The organism is Pseudomonas sp. SWI44, from assembly GCF_002947915.1.
Classification (GTDB): Bacteria; Pseudomonadota; Gammaproteobacteria; order Pseudomonadales; family Pseudomonadaceae; genus Aquipseudomonas; species Aquipseudomonas taiwanensis.
Genome location: NZ_CP026674.1, coordinates 4371440 through 4389823, shown reverse-complemented (window position 1 = coordinate 4389823; position 18384 = coordinate 4371440). Strand labels below are relative to the sequence as shown.

General features: G+C 66.2%; 2 protein-coding genes. Both read right to left on the bottom strand.

Translation table 11 applies throughout. The features are described from left to right. Nucleotides 1-60: 60 nt before the first annotated feature. Complete coding sequence (locus C4Q26_RS20515) at nucleotides 61-11898, bottom strand: amino acid adenylation domain-containing protein (protein WP_104883449.1); 11838 nt, start codon at nucleotides 11896-11898, stop codon at nucleotides 61-63. Then, a complete protein-coding gene (locus C4Q26_RS20510; protein WP_158664903.1) occupies nucleotides 11898-18371 on the bottom strand; it encodes a non-ribosomal peptide synthetase in 6474 nt (2157 codons plus the stop codon). The genes C4Q26_RS20515 and C4Q26_RS20510 overlap by 1 nt, the downstream gene beginning before the upstream one ends. Nucleotides 18372-18384 lie beyond the last annotated feature (13 nt).

Sequence of the window (18384 nt, the reverse complement as noted above, 5' to 3'; positions counted from 1 at the left end):
GAATGCTCCAGGCCGGTCGGCGCAAGGCACGACCGGCGGTTGAGAGGAAAAAGGAAAGGGTCAGCAGAGCGTAACGGGCAAGGTCAGGGTATCCAGGGCATCTTCGAGCGCCGTGAGCAAGGCTGCCTCACGGGGGATCTCGAAATGCCCGCACGGCAGCACGTCACCGGCCAACGGCTGACCGATCTGCTGCGCCAGGGCCTGACGCTCGGCATCGCGACCCGGCACCCACCAGCTGACGGGTTCTACCCCCACTTCGCGGCAGCGCGGCAACTGCACCGACAACTGCTTGAGCTTGCGGGCCACCACGAACACATTGGCCAGCTCGTCACTGCCCAACGCCGCATAGGCCGACCGGGCCGCCTCACTGCCGTCGCGCTGGACGACCATCTGCGCCATCAGCCGGCGAATGGTCTCCGGGCTTTCTGGCCCGTCCGTGGCCGGTACCGTGACACCTGGCAGCATCACCCCGGCGAAGGACTGCAAGTCCTCCAGCCAGTCGTCGTGCTCGCCGTGGCGGGCAGACGGCACGAAGCTGTCGAGCAAGCCGACGAAGGCCACCTGCTGGCCCTGCGCTTGAAGCTCGGCCGCCATCAACAACGCCAGGGTCCCACCCAGCGACCAACCGGCCAAGTGATAAGGCCCCTGGGGCTGGGCCTGACGCAGGTAAGTGACGTAGTCCCGCGCCATGCTCTCCAGCGAGTCGTCCTGCCACTGCGCATCGAGCAGCATGCGGTTGCTGATGGCGACCAGCGTGCGTTTGCCATTCAGGCGCCGGGCCAGCGGCTCGTAGTCGAACACAGTGCCGAATCCTGCGTGCACGCAGAACAACGGCGGCACCTGCTCGACAGCACTGTTGAGGGTCAGCAGCGGCGACGCCGAGGCACTGTCGCCTGCCCCCGTCAGCTGGCCGATGGTCGGCTTCTGCACCAGGTCGCGCAGCTTCAGGTTCAACCCCAGCGCTTTCAGGCGCCGCGCCTTGGCGATCACCTGCAAACTCAGGATCGAATCACCGCCCAGGTCATAGAAGTTGTCCGTCAGGCCGACTCGCTCGACTTTCAGCACGGCTTGCCAGATCTCGGCCAGGGCCGTTTGCAGTTCAGTCCGTGGCGCGACGAAGTCATCACCCTGGCGCACGGATTCAGGTGCTGGCAGCGCCTTGCGGTCGACCTTGCCGTTGGGGGTCAGTGGCAAGCGCTCGAGCACCACCCATTGGGCAGGCACCATGTAGTCCGGCAGGCTGCGCTGCAGTTGCGCCCGCAGTGTCTCGCCCAGGCCCGTTGCCTGACCGCTGCCCGCCACCACGTAGGCGACCAGTTGCTTGCCGCTTCCCCCCTCGCGGGCCACCACCACGGCATCGGCCACGGTCGGCACCTGGCGCAGGCACGCCTCGATCTCGCCCAGCTCGATGCGGAAACCGCGAATCTTCACCTGGTTGTCGATACGGCCCAGGTAGTCGTAGACGCCGTCGGCGCGCTGGCGCACCAGGTCGCCGGTGCGATACAGACGGTCGCCGGGGCCACCGAACGGGTCGGCGACGAAACGCTCGGCGCTTTGTCCGGCACGGTCCAGGTAACCACGGGCCAGGCCCTCGCCGCCCAGGTAAAGTTCACCGGCAGCGCCGACCGGCAATGGGTTAAGGTCCTGGTCGAGCACATACCCGACCCGCGCCCCGACGCAGCGCCCGATCGGCGCATAGGCCGCGTCGCACGCCTGGCCTTCGGCCGCCTTCCACAGCAGTGGCGTCACCACCGTTTCGGTCGGGCCATAGCCGTTGATGATGTAGCGCGGCTGCAAAGCGCGGCGCGCCTGGTCGTAACTGGACTGCGGCACGGCGTCGCCACCGAAGCAGTAGACCCGCACCGCCGGCGGGTGACCGGCCTGCTCAGCATGATCTGCCAGCTGTTGCAGGTAGGCCGGTGGGAACGCAGCCACGGTGACCCCGTGGCGTTGCATCGCCTGGTAGGTCTGCTCCGGCGTCCACAGCGCGTCGTCGCGCAACAACAGGCTGCCGCCATGGGTCAGGGTAGTCAGCCATCGCTCATGGGCACCGTCGAAGGCAAACGACATGAAGTGCAGCTCGCAGTCCTGCGGGCTCATCTCGTACAGCTCGCCGATGGCCCGGCAATGCATGGCCAGCGGGCCATGGCTGACCGCCACGCCTTTGGGCTTGCCGGTAGAGCCGGAGGTATAGATCACATAGGCCAGGCTATGGGCGTGCAGTTCGACCTGCGGCGCCGTGTGCGGCTGTGCGTCCAGTGCCAGGGTATCGAGGCTCAGCACCTGCAGCGTCGCGGGCACCGGCAAACGCGGCAGCAAAGACGACTCGCTCAGCAGCAAGGCGATGCCCGAGTCGTGGATCAGGTACTCCAGGCGCTCACGCGGATAGCTGGCATCCAGCGGCACATACGCCGCGCCAGCCTTGAGCACCGCCAGCAAGGCGATCACCTGCCCGGCGTTGCGCGGCATCGCCACGCCTACGCGGATCTCGGAGCCAACGCCACGGGCAATCAGCGCATGGGCCAGGGCATTGGCACGGCGGTCGAGCTCGGTGAAGTTCAGTACCTGCTCGCCAACTCGCAACGCCGGCTGCTGTCCCTGGCTCAGGGCCAACTGGGCGATACGCTGGTGCACAGGCACGAAGGCCGGCTCGTCCGACGGCGCTGGCATGCGGGTCGCAGCGAGCTGGTCCGTGCCTTCGGGCAGGCCGATCTCGCCAAGCAAGCGATCGGCGTCGCTGGCCAGCCGTGTCAGCAAGCCCTGCATGTTGGCCCGGATCGACGCCACTGCCGCCTCGCTGAAGTGCTCGCGCATGTACATGTATTCGATCACCAGGCCTTCTTCGAGGGTGACCATCAGGTCCATCGGGAAGTTGGTGACACCCGCGCTTTGCAGGTCGCCGAAACGCAGCGATTCGCCGCTCCCTTCGCGCAGGGTGCGATCCACCGGCTGGTTCTCGAACACGATGATGCTGTCGAACAACGACTGGCCCCCACGGCCCGACCAGCGCTGGATGTCGCTCAGCGGTGTGTATTCGAACTCGCGCATCTCCAGGTTGTAGTCCTGCAACGCGCGCAGCCACTGGCCGACCGACTGGCCTGGCGCAATTTCCTGGATCACCGGCAAGGTGTTGATGAACAGGCCAAGGATACGCTCGCTGTGTGCCAGGCTCGCCGGACGACCGGCCATGGTGGCACCGAAGGCCACGGTGCGCTGCCCGCTGTAGCGGCTGAGCAGCAACAGCCAGGCGCCCTGCACCAGGGTGTTGAGGGTGACCTGCTGGGCCTTGGCGAACGCCTTGAGCCGCTCGGTGGCGGGGGCATCCAGGCGGGTGTACAGCGCATGATGGCCCTGCCCTGCTGGTTGCACCGGGAAGCCGTTGACCAGGTAGGTCGGCTCGTCCAGTCGCGCCAACTGATGGCGCCAGAAGCCTTCGGCAGCGTCGGCGTCCTGGGCGCGCAGCCAGGCGATGTAGTTGCCATAGGCGACCACCGGCTCGAGCGACTTCCCAGCGTAGTGGGCCAGCACCTCGCCCATCAGCTGCGAAGTGCTCCAGCCGTCGATGAGGATGTGGTGATAGGTCCAGATCAACTGATGGCTGTCCTCGCCAGTGCGCACCAGTACCAGGCGCTGCAACGGCGGTGACTCGAGGGCGAAGCCACGCTTGCGCTCGGCCTCGGCCAGCGCCTGGACCCGCGTCTCGATGTCGTATTCGCTGCGCCAGTCGTAGCGGGTCAACGGTACCGGCAGCTCGGCCATGACGAACTGTAGCGGCGCTTCCAGGTCCTGCCACAGGAAGCCCGTGCGCAGCACCGCGTGACGCTGGCTGACGGCGGCCCAGGCGGCGGCGAATCGCTCGGCATCCAGACCCTGCACAGGGATGCTCAATTGATTGACGTACAGGTCAGCTTCTGGGGTGTTCAGGCCTAGGAACAGCATGCCCTTCTGCATCGGCGACAGGCTGTAGAGTGCCTCGACTCGCCCATGCTCGATCGGCAACGCCGCCACTTGCGCCTCGCTCAGGTCATGCAGCACCAACGCCGGGGCTTGCGTGTCCGCCAGCGGGTCACGGCAGTCGCAGCACAGCGCCAGTTTCTCGATGGTCTGCTGCTGGAACAGGTCCTTGGCGCTGAAGGCAAGACCCGCCTGACGCGCGCGGCTGACCAACTGGATGGAGATGATCGAGTCGCCGCCCAGGGCAAAGAAATTGTCGGTGACACCGACGTGCTCCAGCCCCAATACGTCCTGCCAGATCTGCACCAGGCTGGCTTCCAGAGCGTTGCGCGGCGCCACCTGGGCAGCAGCGCCTGCGCTGGAATCCGGGCGCGGCAAAGCCTTGCGGTCGAGCTTGCCATTGGGGCTGAGCGGCATGCGCGCCAGCACCAAGGTCTGGGTCGGCACCATGTAGTCCGGCAGGTCACGCGCCAACGCCTGGCTAAGCGTCTCGTGCAACTCCAGCTGTGCCTGCACATCGTTCAGCAGGTTGGCGTCGCTGGGCACCAAGTAGGTGACCAGACGCTTGCTGCCATTGAGGTCGACGGCGAGTACCACGGCCTCGCGAACCTGCGGTTGCTCCAGCAGTCGCGATTCGATCTCGCCCAGTTCGATGCGCAAACCGCGCATTTTCACCTGGTGATCGCTGCGGCCCAGGTACTCGATGACCCCATCAGCGCGCTGACGGCACAGGTCGCCCGTGCGATAAAGGCGTGCACCGGACACGAACGGGCTGGCCACGAAACGCTCGGCGGTCAGGGACGGGCGGCGGTGGTAGCCACGGGCAAGCCCAGTACCGGCCAGGTACAGCTCGCCAGTCACACCAACCGGCACCGGTGCCAGTTCACCGTCGAGCACATAGGTGGCCAGGTTGGCGATGGGCTGGCCGATGGGCACGGTGTCGGCACCTTCGTCGCGGCAGCTCCAGTGAGTGACGTCGATGGCCGCCTCGGTCGGACCATAGAGGTTGTACAACCCCACCTGAGGCAGGCGCTCGAATACCCGCTGCTGGGCATCGACCTGCAACGCTTCGCCACTGCACATGATCTGTCGCAGGCTGGCGCAGCCGGACAACTCAGGATGCTGCATGAAGGCCTGGAGCATGGAGGGGACGAAGTGCAAGGTGGTGACCTGCTGCGCCTCGATCAGTGCTACCAGGCGCGCGGGATCACGATGATCGCCAGGCGCCGCCATTACCAGGCGCGCGCCGGTCATCAGCGGCCAGAAGAATTCCCACACCGACACGTCGAAGCTGAACGGGGTCTTTTGCAACACGCAGTCCTGGGACGTCAGTGGGTAGGCTTGCTGCATCCAGTACAGCCGGTTGCCCAGGCCACGGTGGGGGTTACCGGCGCCTTTTGGCTTGCCGGTGGAGCCGGAGGTGTAGATCACATAGGCAAGGTTCTCAGGGCTTAGCACGACTTGGGGGTCGCCGAGCTCGACGCCTTCGTGCAGCTCGGCACACCCTTCCAGCGTCAGCACGCGCAACGCATCGCCAACCGGCAGGGTGGCGAGCAGATGAGCCTGGGTCAGCAGCAGCTCGATGCCGCTGTCCTCGATCATGTAGGCCAGGCGGTGCTGCGGGTACTCGGGGTCGAGCGGCACGTAGGCGCCGCCGGCCTTGAGGATGGCCAGCAGGGCGATGACCATTTCCAGGCTGCGTTCGGCAGCCACGCCGACCAGCACGTCAGGGCCAACGCCGCTGGCGGTAAGGTCCAAGGCCAGCCGGTTGGCACATTGGTTGAGTGCGTGGTAGCTCAGGCTGTGCGCTCCACTGACCACGGCGATCGCCTCGGGCTGCACCTGGGCTTGACGCTCGAACAGCCGGTGCACGGCGAATTCCTCGGGGTAACGCACCTCAGTGGCGTTCCACTGACGGATGACACGCTCGTGCTCATCGGCGTCCAGCACCTGGAATTCGCCCACGGCCCGCCCGGGGTTGCCAGTCATCTGCGAGAGCAGGCGCGCCATTTGACCAAGCAAGCGCTCGACGCTGGCTTCACCGACACAGGCGCGGTCGTAGTTGATGTTGAGCGACAGGGTGTGGCCCAGGTTCACTGCCAGGGTCAGTGGGTAGTTGGTCTGTTCATGAACGTCCACCTCGCCGAAGACCAGGCTTTGCGGCGCCCCTTCCTGCAAGGCTTGCGCCACCGGGTAGTTCTCGAACACCAACAGGTTGTCGAACAGCGACTGTCCTTCCAGGCCGGCCCAGCGCTGCACGTCGAACAGCGCGGTGTGCTCATGCTCACGCAGGGCCAGGTTGTCGTCCTGCAGCGCCTGCAGCCAGGCGCTCAGGGGCATGTCCGGGCGAATCGGGGCAATCACCGGCAGGGTGTTGATGAACAGGCCGATCTGGTGTTCGACGCCCTTGAGCTCTGCCGGGCGGCCCGCCACGGTGGCCCCGAAGACCACGGTGTCGAGGCCAGTGTAGCGCTGCAACAGCAGCAACCAGGCAGCCTGCACCAGGGTGTTGAGGGTCACCCGCTGCTGGCGGGCAAAGTCGGCCAGTTGCTGGGTGCTCGCCAAGTCCAGCAGGCGGGCGCAGTGACCCTGGCCACTCAGCCCAGGCAACTTGCCCCCGGCCATGGCCGGCACCAGCCGGGTTGGCTCGCCTAGGTGGCGCAGTCGCCCCTCCCAGAACGCCTTGCCACGCTCCGCGTCACGCTGCTGCAGCCAGGCGATGTAATCGCGGAAACGCCCCGGCTGATGCTGCGCGGGCTGGCCGGAATAGTCCTGCAGCACCTCGCCCAGCAATTGCGAGTTGCTCCAGCCGTCCATCAGCACGTGGTGGTTGGTGTAGATCACCTGGTAGCTGTCCTCGCCGGTGCGTACAAGCACCAGGCGCAGCAAAGGTGCCTGGGCGACGTCAAAACCGCGTTCACGCTCGCTGGCCAGCAATGCGGCCAGGCGCGCTGGCTGGTCGGCCTCCTGGCGCCAGTCGTGCTCGGCGAATGGCAGTTGCAGGTGCTTGCGCACCACCTGTACCGGCTGCTCGAACAGCCCACCCCAGACAAAGCCCGTGCGCAGAATGTCGTGACGATCGAGCATCGCCTGCCAGGCCTGGACGAAACGCTGCGGATCGAGCCCGCGCACTTCCAGGCACAGTTGATTGATGTAGTGCCCGTCGCCTTGTTCATAAAGGCTGTGGAACAGCATGCCCTGTTGCATCGGCGACAGCGGGTAGATGTCCTCGATCTGCCCGGCCTCCAGGCCCAGGCTGTCCAGCTGCGCCTGGCTCAGGCGGGCCAACGGGAAGTCCGATGGCGTCACGCCCTGGCTACCGGCCTGGCAGCAGTGCTCGACCACCCGCCGCAAGGCCGCGCCATAGGCATCGGCCAGCGCCTGCATGTCCTGCCGTTCGAAGCGCTCACCGCTGAAACACCAGTTAAGGCTCAACTCACCGTCATAGACACGACCATTGACGGTCAGCCAATTGCCCAGCGGCGCCGATGGACTTTGCTCTTCGCCCGCCGACTCAGGCGCTGGAGTGAACAGTGCGCCCTGCTCGGCATCGAAACTGCCGTCGAACTGGCCGAGGTAGTTGAACGTCACCCGCGGCACCGGCAGCGCCTCGATGGCCTGACGCACCTCAGCGTCGGCAAGGTAACGCAGGACGCCAAAGCCCAGCCCCTTGTCGGGCGCGGCGCGCAGTTGCTCCTTGATGCGTTTGATCGAGCTGCCCATGTCGGCGGCCGGGGTCAAGTGCACCGGGAACACACTGGTGAACCAGCCCACGGTGCGGGTCAGGTCGATATCGTCGGCCAGTCCCTCACGACCATGGCCCTCGAGCTGGATCAACGCCGAGGCGTCCCCGCTCCAGTCGCACAGCACCTGAGCCAGGGCGGTCAGCAGCAAGTCGTTGACCTGGGTCCGGTAGGCCGCCGGGGCACGTTGCAGCAGTTGGCGGGTGAGCGGCTTGTCGAGCACGGTATGCACGCTCACCGCGTGGCGTTTTTCCTGACTGGCCGCCGGGTTGCGGCACGGCAGGCCTTCAGGGGCGCCCTGCAGGCGCTGTTGCCAGCCTTCGAGCTCCTGCAGCAACCGTGGGCTGCGGGCATGCGCTTGAAGCTGGGCGGCCCAGGCCTGGTATGCACTGGTCTTGGCCGGCAGGCGCACCGCCTGGCCTTGGACGAGCTGCTGATAGGCGCTTTGCAAATCCTCGAACAGGATACGCCAGGACACCCCATCGACCACCAGGTGATGCACGGCCAACAGCAGTCGCTGACTGCCATCGGGCAACGTCGCCAGCACTGCTCGCACCAGCTCGCTGCTGGCCAGGTCGAGGCTGGCCTGGGCCTGGTTGGCCACGGCGTCGAGCGCTTCCAGCGACTCCGGGCTGACCTGCCACAGCAGTTGCGGGCGCGGGCCCGTCTCGCCATGGCTGGCACTCCACACCCCGTCCCGCTCGACAAAACGCAGGCGCAGGGCATCATGGTGGTCGAGCAGCGCGTCCAACGCCCGGCCCAACGCTACAGCGTCAAGCGGCTGGCGAGGTTGCAGCAGCACGGCCTGGTTCCAGTGGTGACGTTCGGCCATCGGCTCGGCGAAGAACGCCTGCTGTACCGGCAGTAGCGTGAGCGGGCCGGTCACTGGCCCTTGGTCGACCCGGGCACTGCCATCATCGACCAGAGCCACCGTCGCCAGGCCTTCCACGGTCTGGTGCAGGAACAGGTCCTTGGGCGTGAAGCGAATGCCGATTTGCCGCGCCCGGCTCACCACCTGGATGGAGATGATCGAGTCGCCGCCCAGCTCGAAGAAGTTGTCGCTCAAGCCGACCCGTTCAAGCTTGAGCACCGACTGCCAGATCTCGGCGATGCGCCGCTCAAGCTCGGAGCGCGGCGCCACATAGCTGTGTTGCAACATGCTGGCGTCCGGCTTGGGCAAGGCCTTGCGGTCGAGCTTGCCGTTGGGCGTGACCGGGAAGTGATCAAGGAACAGTATGTGGGCCGGCACCATGTAGTCGGGCAGCAGCGCCTTGAGCTGGCTGCGCAGGCGCTCGGCCAATCCTTCGCGAGCGGTGCCAGGCTGGACGATCGCATAGCCGACCAACTGCTTGCCGGTATTGCCGTCCTGGGCCGCGACCACGGCGTCGGCAACTTCGGCCAAGCCTTGCAGACGCGCCTCGACTTCACCCAACTCGATGCGGAAACCACGGATCTTGACCTGGTTGTCGATCCGGCCGAGGTAGTCGAACACGCCATCCTGGCGCTGGCAGACCAGGTCGCCAGTACGATACAGGCGCCCGCCCTGCCCATCGAACGGGTCGGGTACGAAGCGCTCGGCGGTCAGCGAAGGCCGGTCCAGGTAACCACGGGCCAGCCCTTCCCCGCCCAGGTACAGTTCGCCCTTGGCACCGGGCGGCAGCAGGTTCAGTTCAAGGTTGAGAATGCAGGTGCGCCGGTGGCCAATGCGCGTACCGATCGGCGCATACGCCGCCGCACACACATCGTCGGCGGCAGCCTTCCAGATCAGCGGCGTGACCACGGTTTCGGTGGGGCCGTAACCATTGATGATGTACCGCGGGCGCAGCACCCGCTTGACCAGTTCGAAACTCGCCTGCGGTACTGCATCGCCACCAAAGCAGTAGACCCGCACCGCCGGCGGGTTGCCTTCGCGCTCGGCATGTTCGGCCAACTGCTGCAGGTACACCGGAGGGAACGCTGCCACGGTCACGCCATGTTGGTGCATCTGCCGGTAGGTCTGTTCAGGGGTCCACAGGCTGTCGTCACGCACCAGCAGGCGCGCGCCGTGGGTCAGGGCGGTCAGCCAGCGCTCCTGGGCACCGTCGAAGGCGAACGACATGAACAGCAGCTCGCAATCGTCGGCACCCATCTCGTAGCGCTCACCGATGGCGCGACAGTGCATGGCCAGTGGGCCGTGGCTGACCGCCACGCCTTTGGGCTGGCCGGTGGAACCGGAGGTGTAGATCACATAGGCGAGGTTGCACGGGTCGACGTCGACCTCGGGTGCCAGGGATGGCATGGCGCTCAGGTCGAGGCAGTCGAGCAGCAGCACGGCGGCCTGCTCGGGCACCGGCAGTCGCGCTTGCAGGCGGCTATCGGTGAGCAGCAGGCCAATGCCGGCGTCGCCCATCAGATAGGCCAGGCGCTCGCGGGGGTACTGGGTATCCAGTGGCACGTAGGCGGCACCGGCCTTGAACACCGCCAGCAGCGCCACGATCATCTGTTCACTGCGCGGCAAGGCTACCGCCACCCGGGTTTCAGGACCGACGCCCCGGGCGATCAGCGCATGTGCCAGGCGGTTGGCCTGTTGATCGAGCTGGGCGAACGAAAGGGTCCGCCCGCCAAACACCACGGCAGGCGCATCCGGGCTCAGCCGCGCGTGTTCGGCGATGCGCTGGTGCACCAGCGGCGCCTGGACGTCGCTGGGTGGCTGGCCATCCAGCAGGAGGGTGCGCTGTTCGTCGTCGCTGAGCAGCGGCAAGGCTCCCAAGGTTTGACCAGGGTTGGCAGCGATGCCATGCAGCAGGTTGAGCCAATGATCCACCAGGCGCTGGGCGGTCGCCGGGCTGAACAGGTCGGTGGCGTAGATCAGCTTGGCCGACAGCCCCTCGGGACCTTCCACGGTGTCCAGCGTAAGGTCCAGGTGGGCACTGCGAATCTCCCACTCCAGGCCCTCCACGCTCAGGCCCGGTAGCCGGCCCAGTGACTGGCCGGCGCCGTTGCCTGCGCTCTGGTGGTTGTACATCACCTGGAACAGCGGGTTGTAGCTGAGGCTGCGCTCAGGCTGCAGGGCTTCGACCAACTGCTCGAATGGCAACTCCTGGTGCTGCTGGGCCTGCAGGGTGGTGGCGCGTACCTGTGCGAGCAGGTCGAGGAAGCTCATCTCGCCCTGCAGTTCGGCCTTGATGACCTGGGTGTTGACGAAAAAGCCGATCAGGTGCTCGGTTTCCACCCGGTTACGGTTGGCCAACGGCACGCCGATACGGATGTCCTGCTGGCCGCTGTAGCGGTACAACAGGGTATGGAACGAAGCCAGCAGCACCATGAACAGGCTGGCGCCCTGCGCCTGCGCCAGGGCCTTGAGCTGGTCGCTGAGTACACGGCTGAAGGGTACCTGCAAGCGTGCGCCCTGCAGGCTCTGCACTGCCGGGCGCGGGTAGTCGGTCGGCAGCTCCAACACCGGTTGGGTCGTACCAAGCTGGTCGCGCCAGTAGCTCAACTGGCGTTCCTGCTCACCGGCTTCCATCCAGTGACGCTGCCAGATGGCGTAGTCGGCATACTGGATCGGCAGCGCCGGCAAGTCGATGCTGCCACCACTGCTGAGCGCGGCGTACACCCGGACCAGCTCGTCTACCATGATCTGCATCGACCAACCATCGGAGACGATGTGGTGCTGGGTCAGTACCAGCACATGATCGTCAGCGGCCAGGCGCAGCAGCTTGACCCGCAGCAAGGGGCCGGTGCCGAGGTCGAACGGCCGTAGGGTTTCCGCTTGCACCGCGGCGCGAATCTGTTGGTCGCGCTGCGCGGGGTCGGCCGAGCACGCCAGCGGCTCGGCGACGATGTTCGGCGCGCTCGGCTCGGCGATCACCTGTATCGCCTGGCCATCGTGTTCGTGGAACGTGCTGCGCAGCGGCTCGTGACGGGCGATCAGGTGGGCGAAGGCACCTTCGAGCGCTGCAAGGTCCAGGGTGCCATGCAGGCGTAGCGCGCGCGCAATGGCGTAGGCGCTGCTGTGCGGTTCCAGCTGCCAGATGAACCACTGGCGCTGCTGGGCGAACGACAGCGGTACATGCTCGAAGTGGCCACGGGTGCGGGGGATGGGCAGGTTGGCCGGGGAAATGCCCTCCTGAGCCATTTTCTGCAAGTAGATCCGGCGTTTTTCCAGCGGTAGCAGGATGAAGCGCTCGGCGATCTTCAGTGCAGCTGCGTTATTGTCCATCATGCTTCATCCACCTCATCCAGCAAACTTTCCAGTCGATTCAAACGGTCCGCATCCAGCACGCCAGCGGGCGGCTCCAGGTGATCGACGAATTCATTGAGTACCGGGAACTGGAACATCAACTGCGGTGCGGCGCTGATGCCCAGCTCCAGTTGCAGGCGCGACAGCACGCCCATGACCAAAAGCGAATGGCCGCCCAGTTCGAAGAAGTTGTCGCCCAGCCCTACCCGCTCGACCTTGAGCACGTCTTGCCAGATCTGCGCGACCTGTTCCTGCAGCGGGGTCTGTGGCGCCAGGTACGCCACGTGGGCGGCGTCCAGATCCGGGGCTGGCAGGGCCTGGCGGTCGAGCTTGCCGTTGGCGGTCAGCGGCAAGGCCGCAATGTTGACCACATGGGCCGGGATCATGTGTTCGGGCAGGTACCGACGCAGGTAAGCCTGCACATGCTCGCGCAGCCCGCCGGCCTCTGCCGACGCCACCACGTAGGCCACCAGTTGCTGGCCCTGCTGGGTGTCGCGGGCGACCACGGCGGCATCGAGCAACTGCGCCATCCCGCGCAGGCAGGCGGCGACTTCAGCGGGTTCGACCCGGTAACCGCGGATCTTCAGCTGATCGTCGGTACGGCCAAGGGTATGGATAGCGCCGTGGTGGACACGCATCCGGTCGCCGGTGCGGTAAAGCCGCTCGCCCTGGCGAGCCTGCGGGTCGGGGACGAAGCGTTCGGCGGTCAGCCCAGGTCGCCCCAGGTAACCGCGGGCCAGGCTTGGCCCGCCTACGTACAACTCGCCATGCACCCCTTCGGCCACTGCATTGAGCTCAGCATCCAGCAGTTGCAGGCGCACGTTGAACAGCGGGCGCCCCAACGGCACGGGCTGCTGGTGCGCAGCGGCCGGCAGTTCCATGGCAAGCACACCGATGGTGGTTTCGCTAGGGCCGTAGTGGTTGACCACCCGGCACGCTGGCGCCAGTTGCCGAACCTGGGCAATCAACTCGACACTGCTGGCTTCGCCTCCCAGCACCAGGCAGCGACGCGGCAGCACCGTGCCCGGCTCTGCCACCTTGAGCAACGATTGCAGGTGCGAAGGCACCAGCTTGATCAAGTCGATCGCTTCGCGACTCATGTAGTGCGCCATGCCCTGCGGGTCCATGGCCAGTTGCTCGTCGAGCAGGTGCAGGCTGCGGCCGCTGCACAGGGCCGCGAACAAGGTGGTGTAGCCCAGGTCGGCGGCCAGGGTGGAGGCCAGCGCCATGTGCTCCACCTCTTCCAGTGGCAGCACCGCCAGCGCCGAAACCAGGTAGTCGGCCAGCGCCCCCTGACTGACCAGCACACCTTTGGGGCGACCGGTGGAGCCTGAAGTGAAGATCACGTAGGCAGCCATGTCGGCATCACGCGGCACGGCTCTCGGTGAACTGCCCTGGGGCAACTGGGCTATCTGTTCGAAGGCAAGGCTGCGCAGGGCGGGCAAGGTGGCGTGTTCAGCCAACCATGCGGCAGGGCCCAGCAACAGACACGCCTGGCTGTCCTCAAGCATTTGCCCGGTACGCGCAGGTTGTGCCCGCATGTCCAGCGGCAGGAATGCGGCACCGGCCTTGAATGCCGCCAGCAGGCCGACCACGAAGTGCGCCGAGCGCTCGGCGGCAATCGCCACCACGGTTTCCGGGCCGACACCGTTGGCTTGCAGGTACACGGCCAGGTCGCCGGCGCGCTGGTCGAGTTCGCCGTAGCTCAGGCGCTGCGCGCCCCACACCAGCGCGACCCTGGACGGATTGGCCCGTGCCTGCGCTTCGAACCGCTGCACGACCTGAAGCGCCTGGCTGTCTGCGCGCACCTCGCCCTGGCACAGGGTGGCCAGCGAGCGACGCGACGCCTCGCTGCCCAGCTGCACCGCGCCGACCGGCTGGGCAGCGTCGGCCACCATCGCCTGCAACAGGCGGTGCCAATCGTCCAACAGGCGCTCGGCGGTGTCACTGTCGAACTGGTCGGCAGCATATACCAGGGTGGCGATCACGCCTTCAGGGGTTTCGACAGTTTCAAGGTTGAGGTCGAACTTGGCCTCCTGAACGTCGGCGGCCAAGGGTTCGATGTTCAAGCCATCGACCACCGGGACCTGCGCCTGGGTGGCCTGGGCGCGATGGTTGAACAGCACCTGGAACAACGGGGTATGGCTCAGGCTGCGCTCAGGCTGCAGGGCTTCGACCAGTTGCTCGAACGGCAGGTCCTGGTGGTCCTGGGCCTGCAAGGTGGTCTGGCGTACCTGCTCGATCAGTTGCCCGAGAGGCAGGCGGCCTTCGACATGGGCACGCATGACCAAGGTGTTGATGAACACGCCGAGCAGGCCTTCGGTTTCCTGGCGGTTACGGTTGGCCACCGGCACACCGACGCGGATATCGTCCTGGCCGCTGTAGCGGTGCAGCAGCGCCTGGAACCCGGCGAGCAAGACCATGAACACCGTCGCCTGATGGCGCTGGGCAAGCTGGCGCAGGCCTTCGCACAACGGTGCCTCCAGTCGCAGTTCACGCTGGCCGCCACGCAGGCTCGGCTGCGCCGGGCGAGCACGGTCGCCCGGCAGTTGCAGCACGGGTTGGCGCTCACCCAGTTGTGAACGCCAGTACTGCAACTGCCGCTCGCGCTCGCCACCCTCCATGCGGTGGCGCTGCCATAGGGCGTAGTCGACGTACTGGATCGGCAAGGCGGCAAAGCCTGGATCACGGCCTTGGACCTCGGCGGCGTAGCTGCGCACCAATTCATCGACCATCACCTGCATCGACCAGCCATCGGACACGATGTGGTGCTGGGTCAGCACCAGCAGGTGGTCCTGCGCGCCCAGCGGCAACAGCGCCACGCGCAGCAACGGCCCACTGACCAGGTCGAACGGCTGGCGCACCTGCTCGTCGATGAAGCGGCTGATTTGCACACTATCATCGACCTGGGCGCGGGCATGGACCTGAAGCTGCACGGGCAGCGTGGCATGCACCACCTGATGCACGCCGTCGGCGTCATGGGCGAAGGTGGTCCGCAGCGGCTCGTGGCGGGCGACCAGCGTGTCGAAACTGGCACGCAAGGCCGGGATGTTCAATGTACCGCGCAGACGCAGGGCACGCGGTAAGTGGTAGGCGGCACTGTAAGGCTGCATCTGCCAGAGGAACCACAGACGCTCCTGGGCATACGACAACGGCAACGCGCCTTCGCGCGGTGCACGGGTGATTGCGGGGCCGCCCCTGATCTGCAAGGCGTCGAGCATGGCGGCCTGGGCTTGCAAGGTGCTGGTTTCGAAGACCTGCCGCAGGCTTGCCTCGCGGCCCAGTTCGTCACGGATGCGCGACACCAGCTGCGTGACCAGCAGCGAGTGCCCGCCAAGATCGAAAAAGTTGTCGTGCAGGCCGACCCGCTCGAGCTTGAGCAAGGTTTGCCAGATCACAGCCAACTGCTGCTCCAGCGCGGTACGCGGCGCCACATAGTCCTGTTGCGATTGGCTGGCGTCCGGTTCAGGCAGCGCCTTGCGGTCCAGTTTACCGTTTGGGGTCAGCGGCATGGCCGCCACGAACATCACTTGCGCCGGCACCATGTACGCCGGCAACTGCGCCTTGAGCTGGCCTTTGAGCTGCTCGCGAACGGTGTTTTGGGTGATGCTGTCGGCGTCGACCAATGCGGTATCGTGCACCACGACATAACCCACCAACTGATCGCCGCCGATACCAGGCTGGGCGAGCACCGCTGCCTCGCGCACCGCCTCGCAGGCCAGCAAGGCCGATTCGATCTCGCCCAGTTCGATGCGAAAACCGCGAATTTTCACTTGGTGGTCGGCACGACCGATGTACTCGTACTCACCGGCAGCACTCACCCGCGCCACGTCCCCAGTACGGTACAACCGCTCGCCCTGGTTGGAGAACGGGTTGGGCAGGAAGCGCTCGGCCGTGAGCGAGGCGCGATGCAGATAACCACGGGCCAGGCCCTGGCCACCGATCATCAACTCACCCGCCACACCCGCGGGTACCGGGCTGAAGTCGGCACCGACCACGTACAGCTGGGTGTTACCGATCGGCTGACCGAGCAGCGGCCGTGGGTGCTCGGCGTCCAGCCGGTAGCGGGCCGACCAGATGGTGGTCTCGGTCGGTCCATAGAGGTTCCATACCGGGCCGATGGCTTCGAGCATGCGCGCAGCCAACGCTGGCGACAGGGCTTCCCCCCCACACAGGCACTTGCAGCCCTGAAGCGCCTGAGTGTCGCCATGGTCGAGCAACATGCGCCAGGTCGAGGGCGTGGCCTGCAGGGCCGTCACCGACCAGCGCCGGGCAAGCGCCAATGCAGCGGCCGGGTCTTGGGCGATGTCCTGGCCGGCCAGCACCACCTGGGCGCCACGGGTCAACGGCAGGTACAGCTCCAGGCCAAAGATATCGAACGAGAAGGTCGTCAGTGACAGCATCCGGTCACCCGCCTCCAGGCCAGGTTGCTGCGCCATGCTGGCGACGAAGTTGGCCAAGGCCTGGTGACTGACCACCACGCCCTTGGGGTTGCCGGTAGAGCCGGAGGTATAGATCACGTAGGCCGCCGATTCGGCAGGCGGGAGCAGTGGCGGGTCATCCTGTGCCAGCGTTGCCTCGGGCAGTCGGTCCAGGCACAGCAACTGCGGGCCACGGCCCTCGAAGCGGGGGGCCAGGGCCTGGTGGGTCAGTAATAGGCCCATGCCGCTGGCGTCGATCATGTAGTCCAGGCGCGCCTGCGGGTAGGTCGGGTCCAGTGGAATGTAAGCCCCCCCTGCCTTGAGAATCGCCAGCAGGCCCACCACCAGGTCCAAACCGCGCTCAACCGACAGGCCTACCCTCACCTCGGGCCCCACACCCAGCGCGATCAGGCGGTGGGCCAACTGGTTGGCGCGCCGGTTGAGTGCTGCATAGCTCAGCAGGTTATCGTCGAACGCCAGCGCCGGTGCATCCGGGGTACGCACCGCCTGCGCCGCGAACAGTTGGTGTACCGTCAGTGGCGGCACGGCCAGGGCGGTAGCGTTGTTGCCATCGATCAACCGTTGCAGGTCGTGGGCATCGAACAGCGGCAAGGCATCGACCCGCGCCGAGACGTCGGCCAGCAGTCCGTGCAGCAGGTTCTGCCAATGGCGGCCCAGGCGCTCTACCGTGGTGCGGGTGAACAGGTCGCTGGCAAACACCAGCGAGGCACCTAGGCCCTCAGGCGTTTCGACGGTTTCCAGGGTCAGGTCGAACTGGGCGGTCTGCTGGCGGGCCTCGAAGTTGTTCACCTCAAGGCCAGGCAAGCGGGTGACCGATGCCGGGTCGACTTCCTCGCCGCGGTGGTTGTGCATGACCTGGAACAGCGGGCTGTGGCTCATGCTGCGTTGCGGCTGCAGCAGTTCGACCAGTTGTTCGAACGGCAGGTCCTGGTATTGCTGGGCCTGCTGGGTCGCTTGGCGCACCTGGGCCAGCAGCTCGGTGAACGGCCGGCTGCCATCGACCTGCGCACGCAGCACCTGGGTATTGACGAAAAAGCCGATCAGGCGCTCGACCTCGGGCCGGTTGCGCCCGGCCACCGGCACCCCGACCCGCACGTCCTGCTGGCCACTATAGCGGTACAGCAGGGCCTGGAAGGCAGCCAGCAGCAAGGTATAAAGGGTGACACCTTCGCGCCGGGCCAGCGCCTTGAGGCCCTGGGTCAGCGCCATGGACAGCCGGAAATCCACGCGGTCGCCGCGATAGCTTAGGGCCTGGGGCCGTGGGAAGTCGGTGGGCAGCTCCAGCACCGGCTGCTGACCGCCGAGTTGTCGCTGCCAATAGGCCTGCTGGCGGTCGCGTTCGCCGGCATCCATCCAGCTACGCTGCCACAGGGCGTAGTCGGCGTACTGCACCGGCAGAGGCGCTAGTACCGCCGGAGTACCCGTCACCCGGGCGCGGTACAGCGTGATCAGCTCGTCGATCATGATACGCATCGACCAGCCATCGGAAACGATATGGTGTTGGACCAGCGACAACACATGCTGCTGGTCATCCACGCGCAGCAATTTCACCCGCAGCAGTGGCCCCTGGCGCAGGTCGAAGGGCTGCTGGCCGTAAGCCTCGACCAGTTCGGCCACACCTGCCGGGTCAACCACCGTCTGCTGCTCGACCAGGATGCGGGCGTGGGCATCGACCAACTGCACGGCCTGCCCGTCGACCTCGGTGAACCGGGTGCGCAGCGATTCGTGACGAGCGACCAGTTCGTCGAAGGCAGCCTGCAAGGCATCACCATCCAGCGCACCTTGCAGACGCAGCACCGACGACATGGTGTAGGCGCTGCCCTGCGGGTCCAACTGCCAGAGAAACCACAGACGTTCCTGCGCATAGGACAAAAGCAGTGGCTGGGAGGCATCACGCTTGAAGATCGGCGCTATGCCGAACAGATTGATCCCTTTCTTCCCAAGCATCACGGCGAGGGCTTTCCTCTCGGTCAAGGACAGCCCTTCCACCGACTCGATCAACTTTTGCACGCGCAACCCCCAA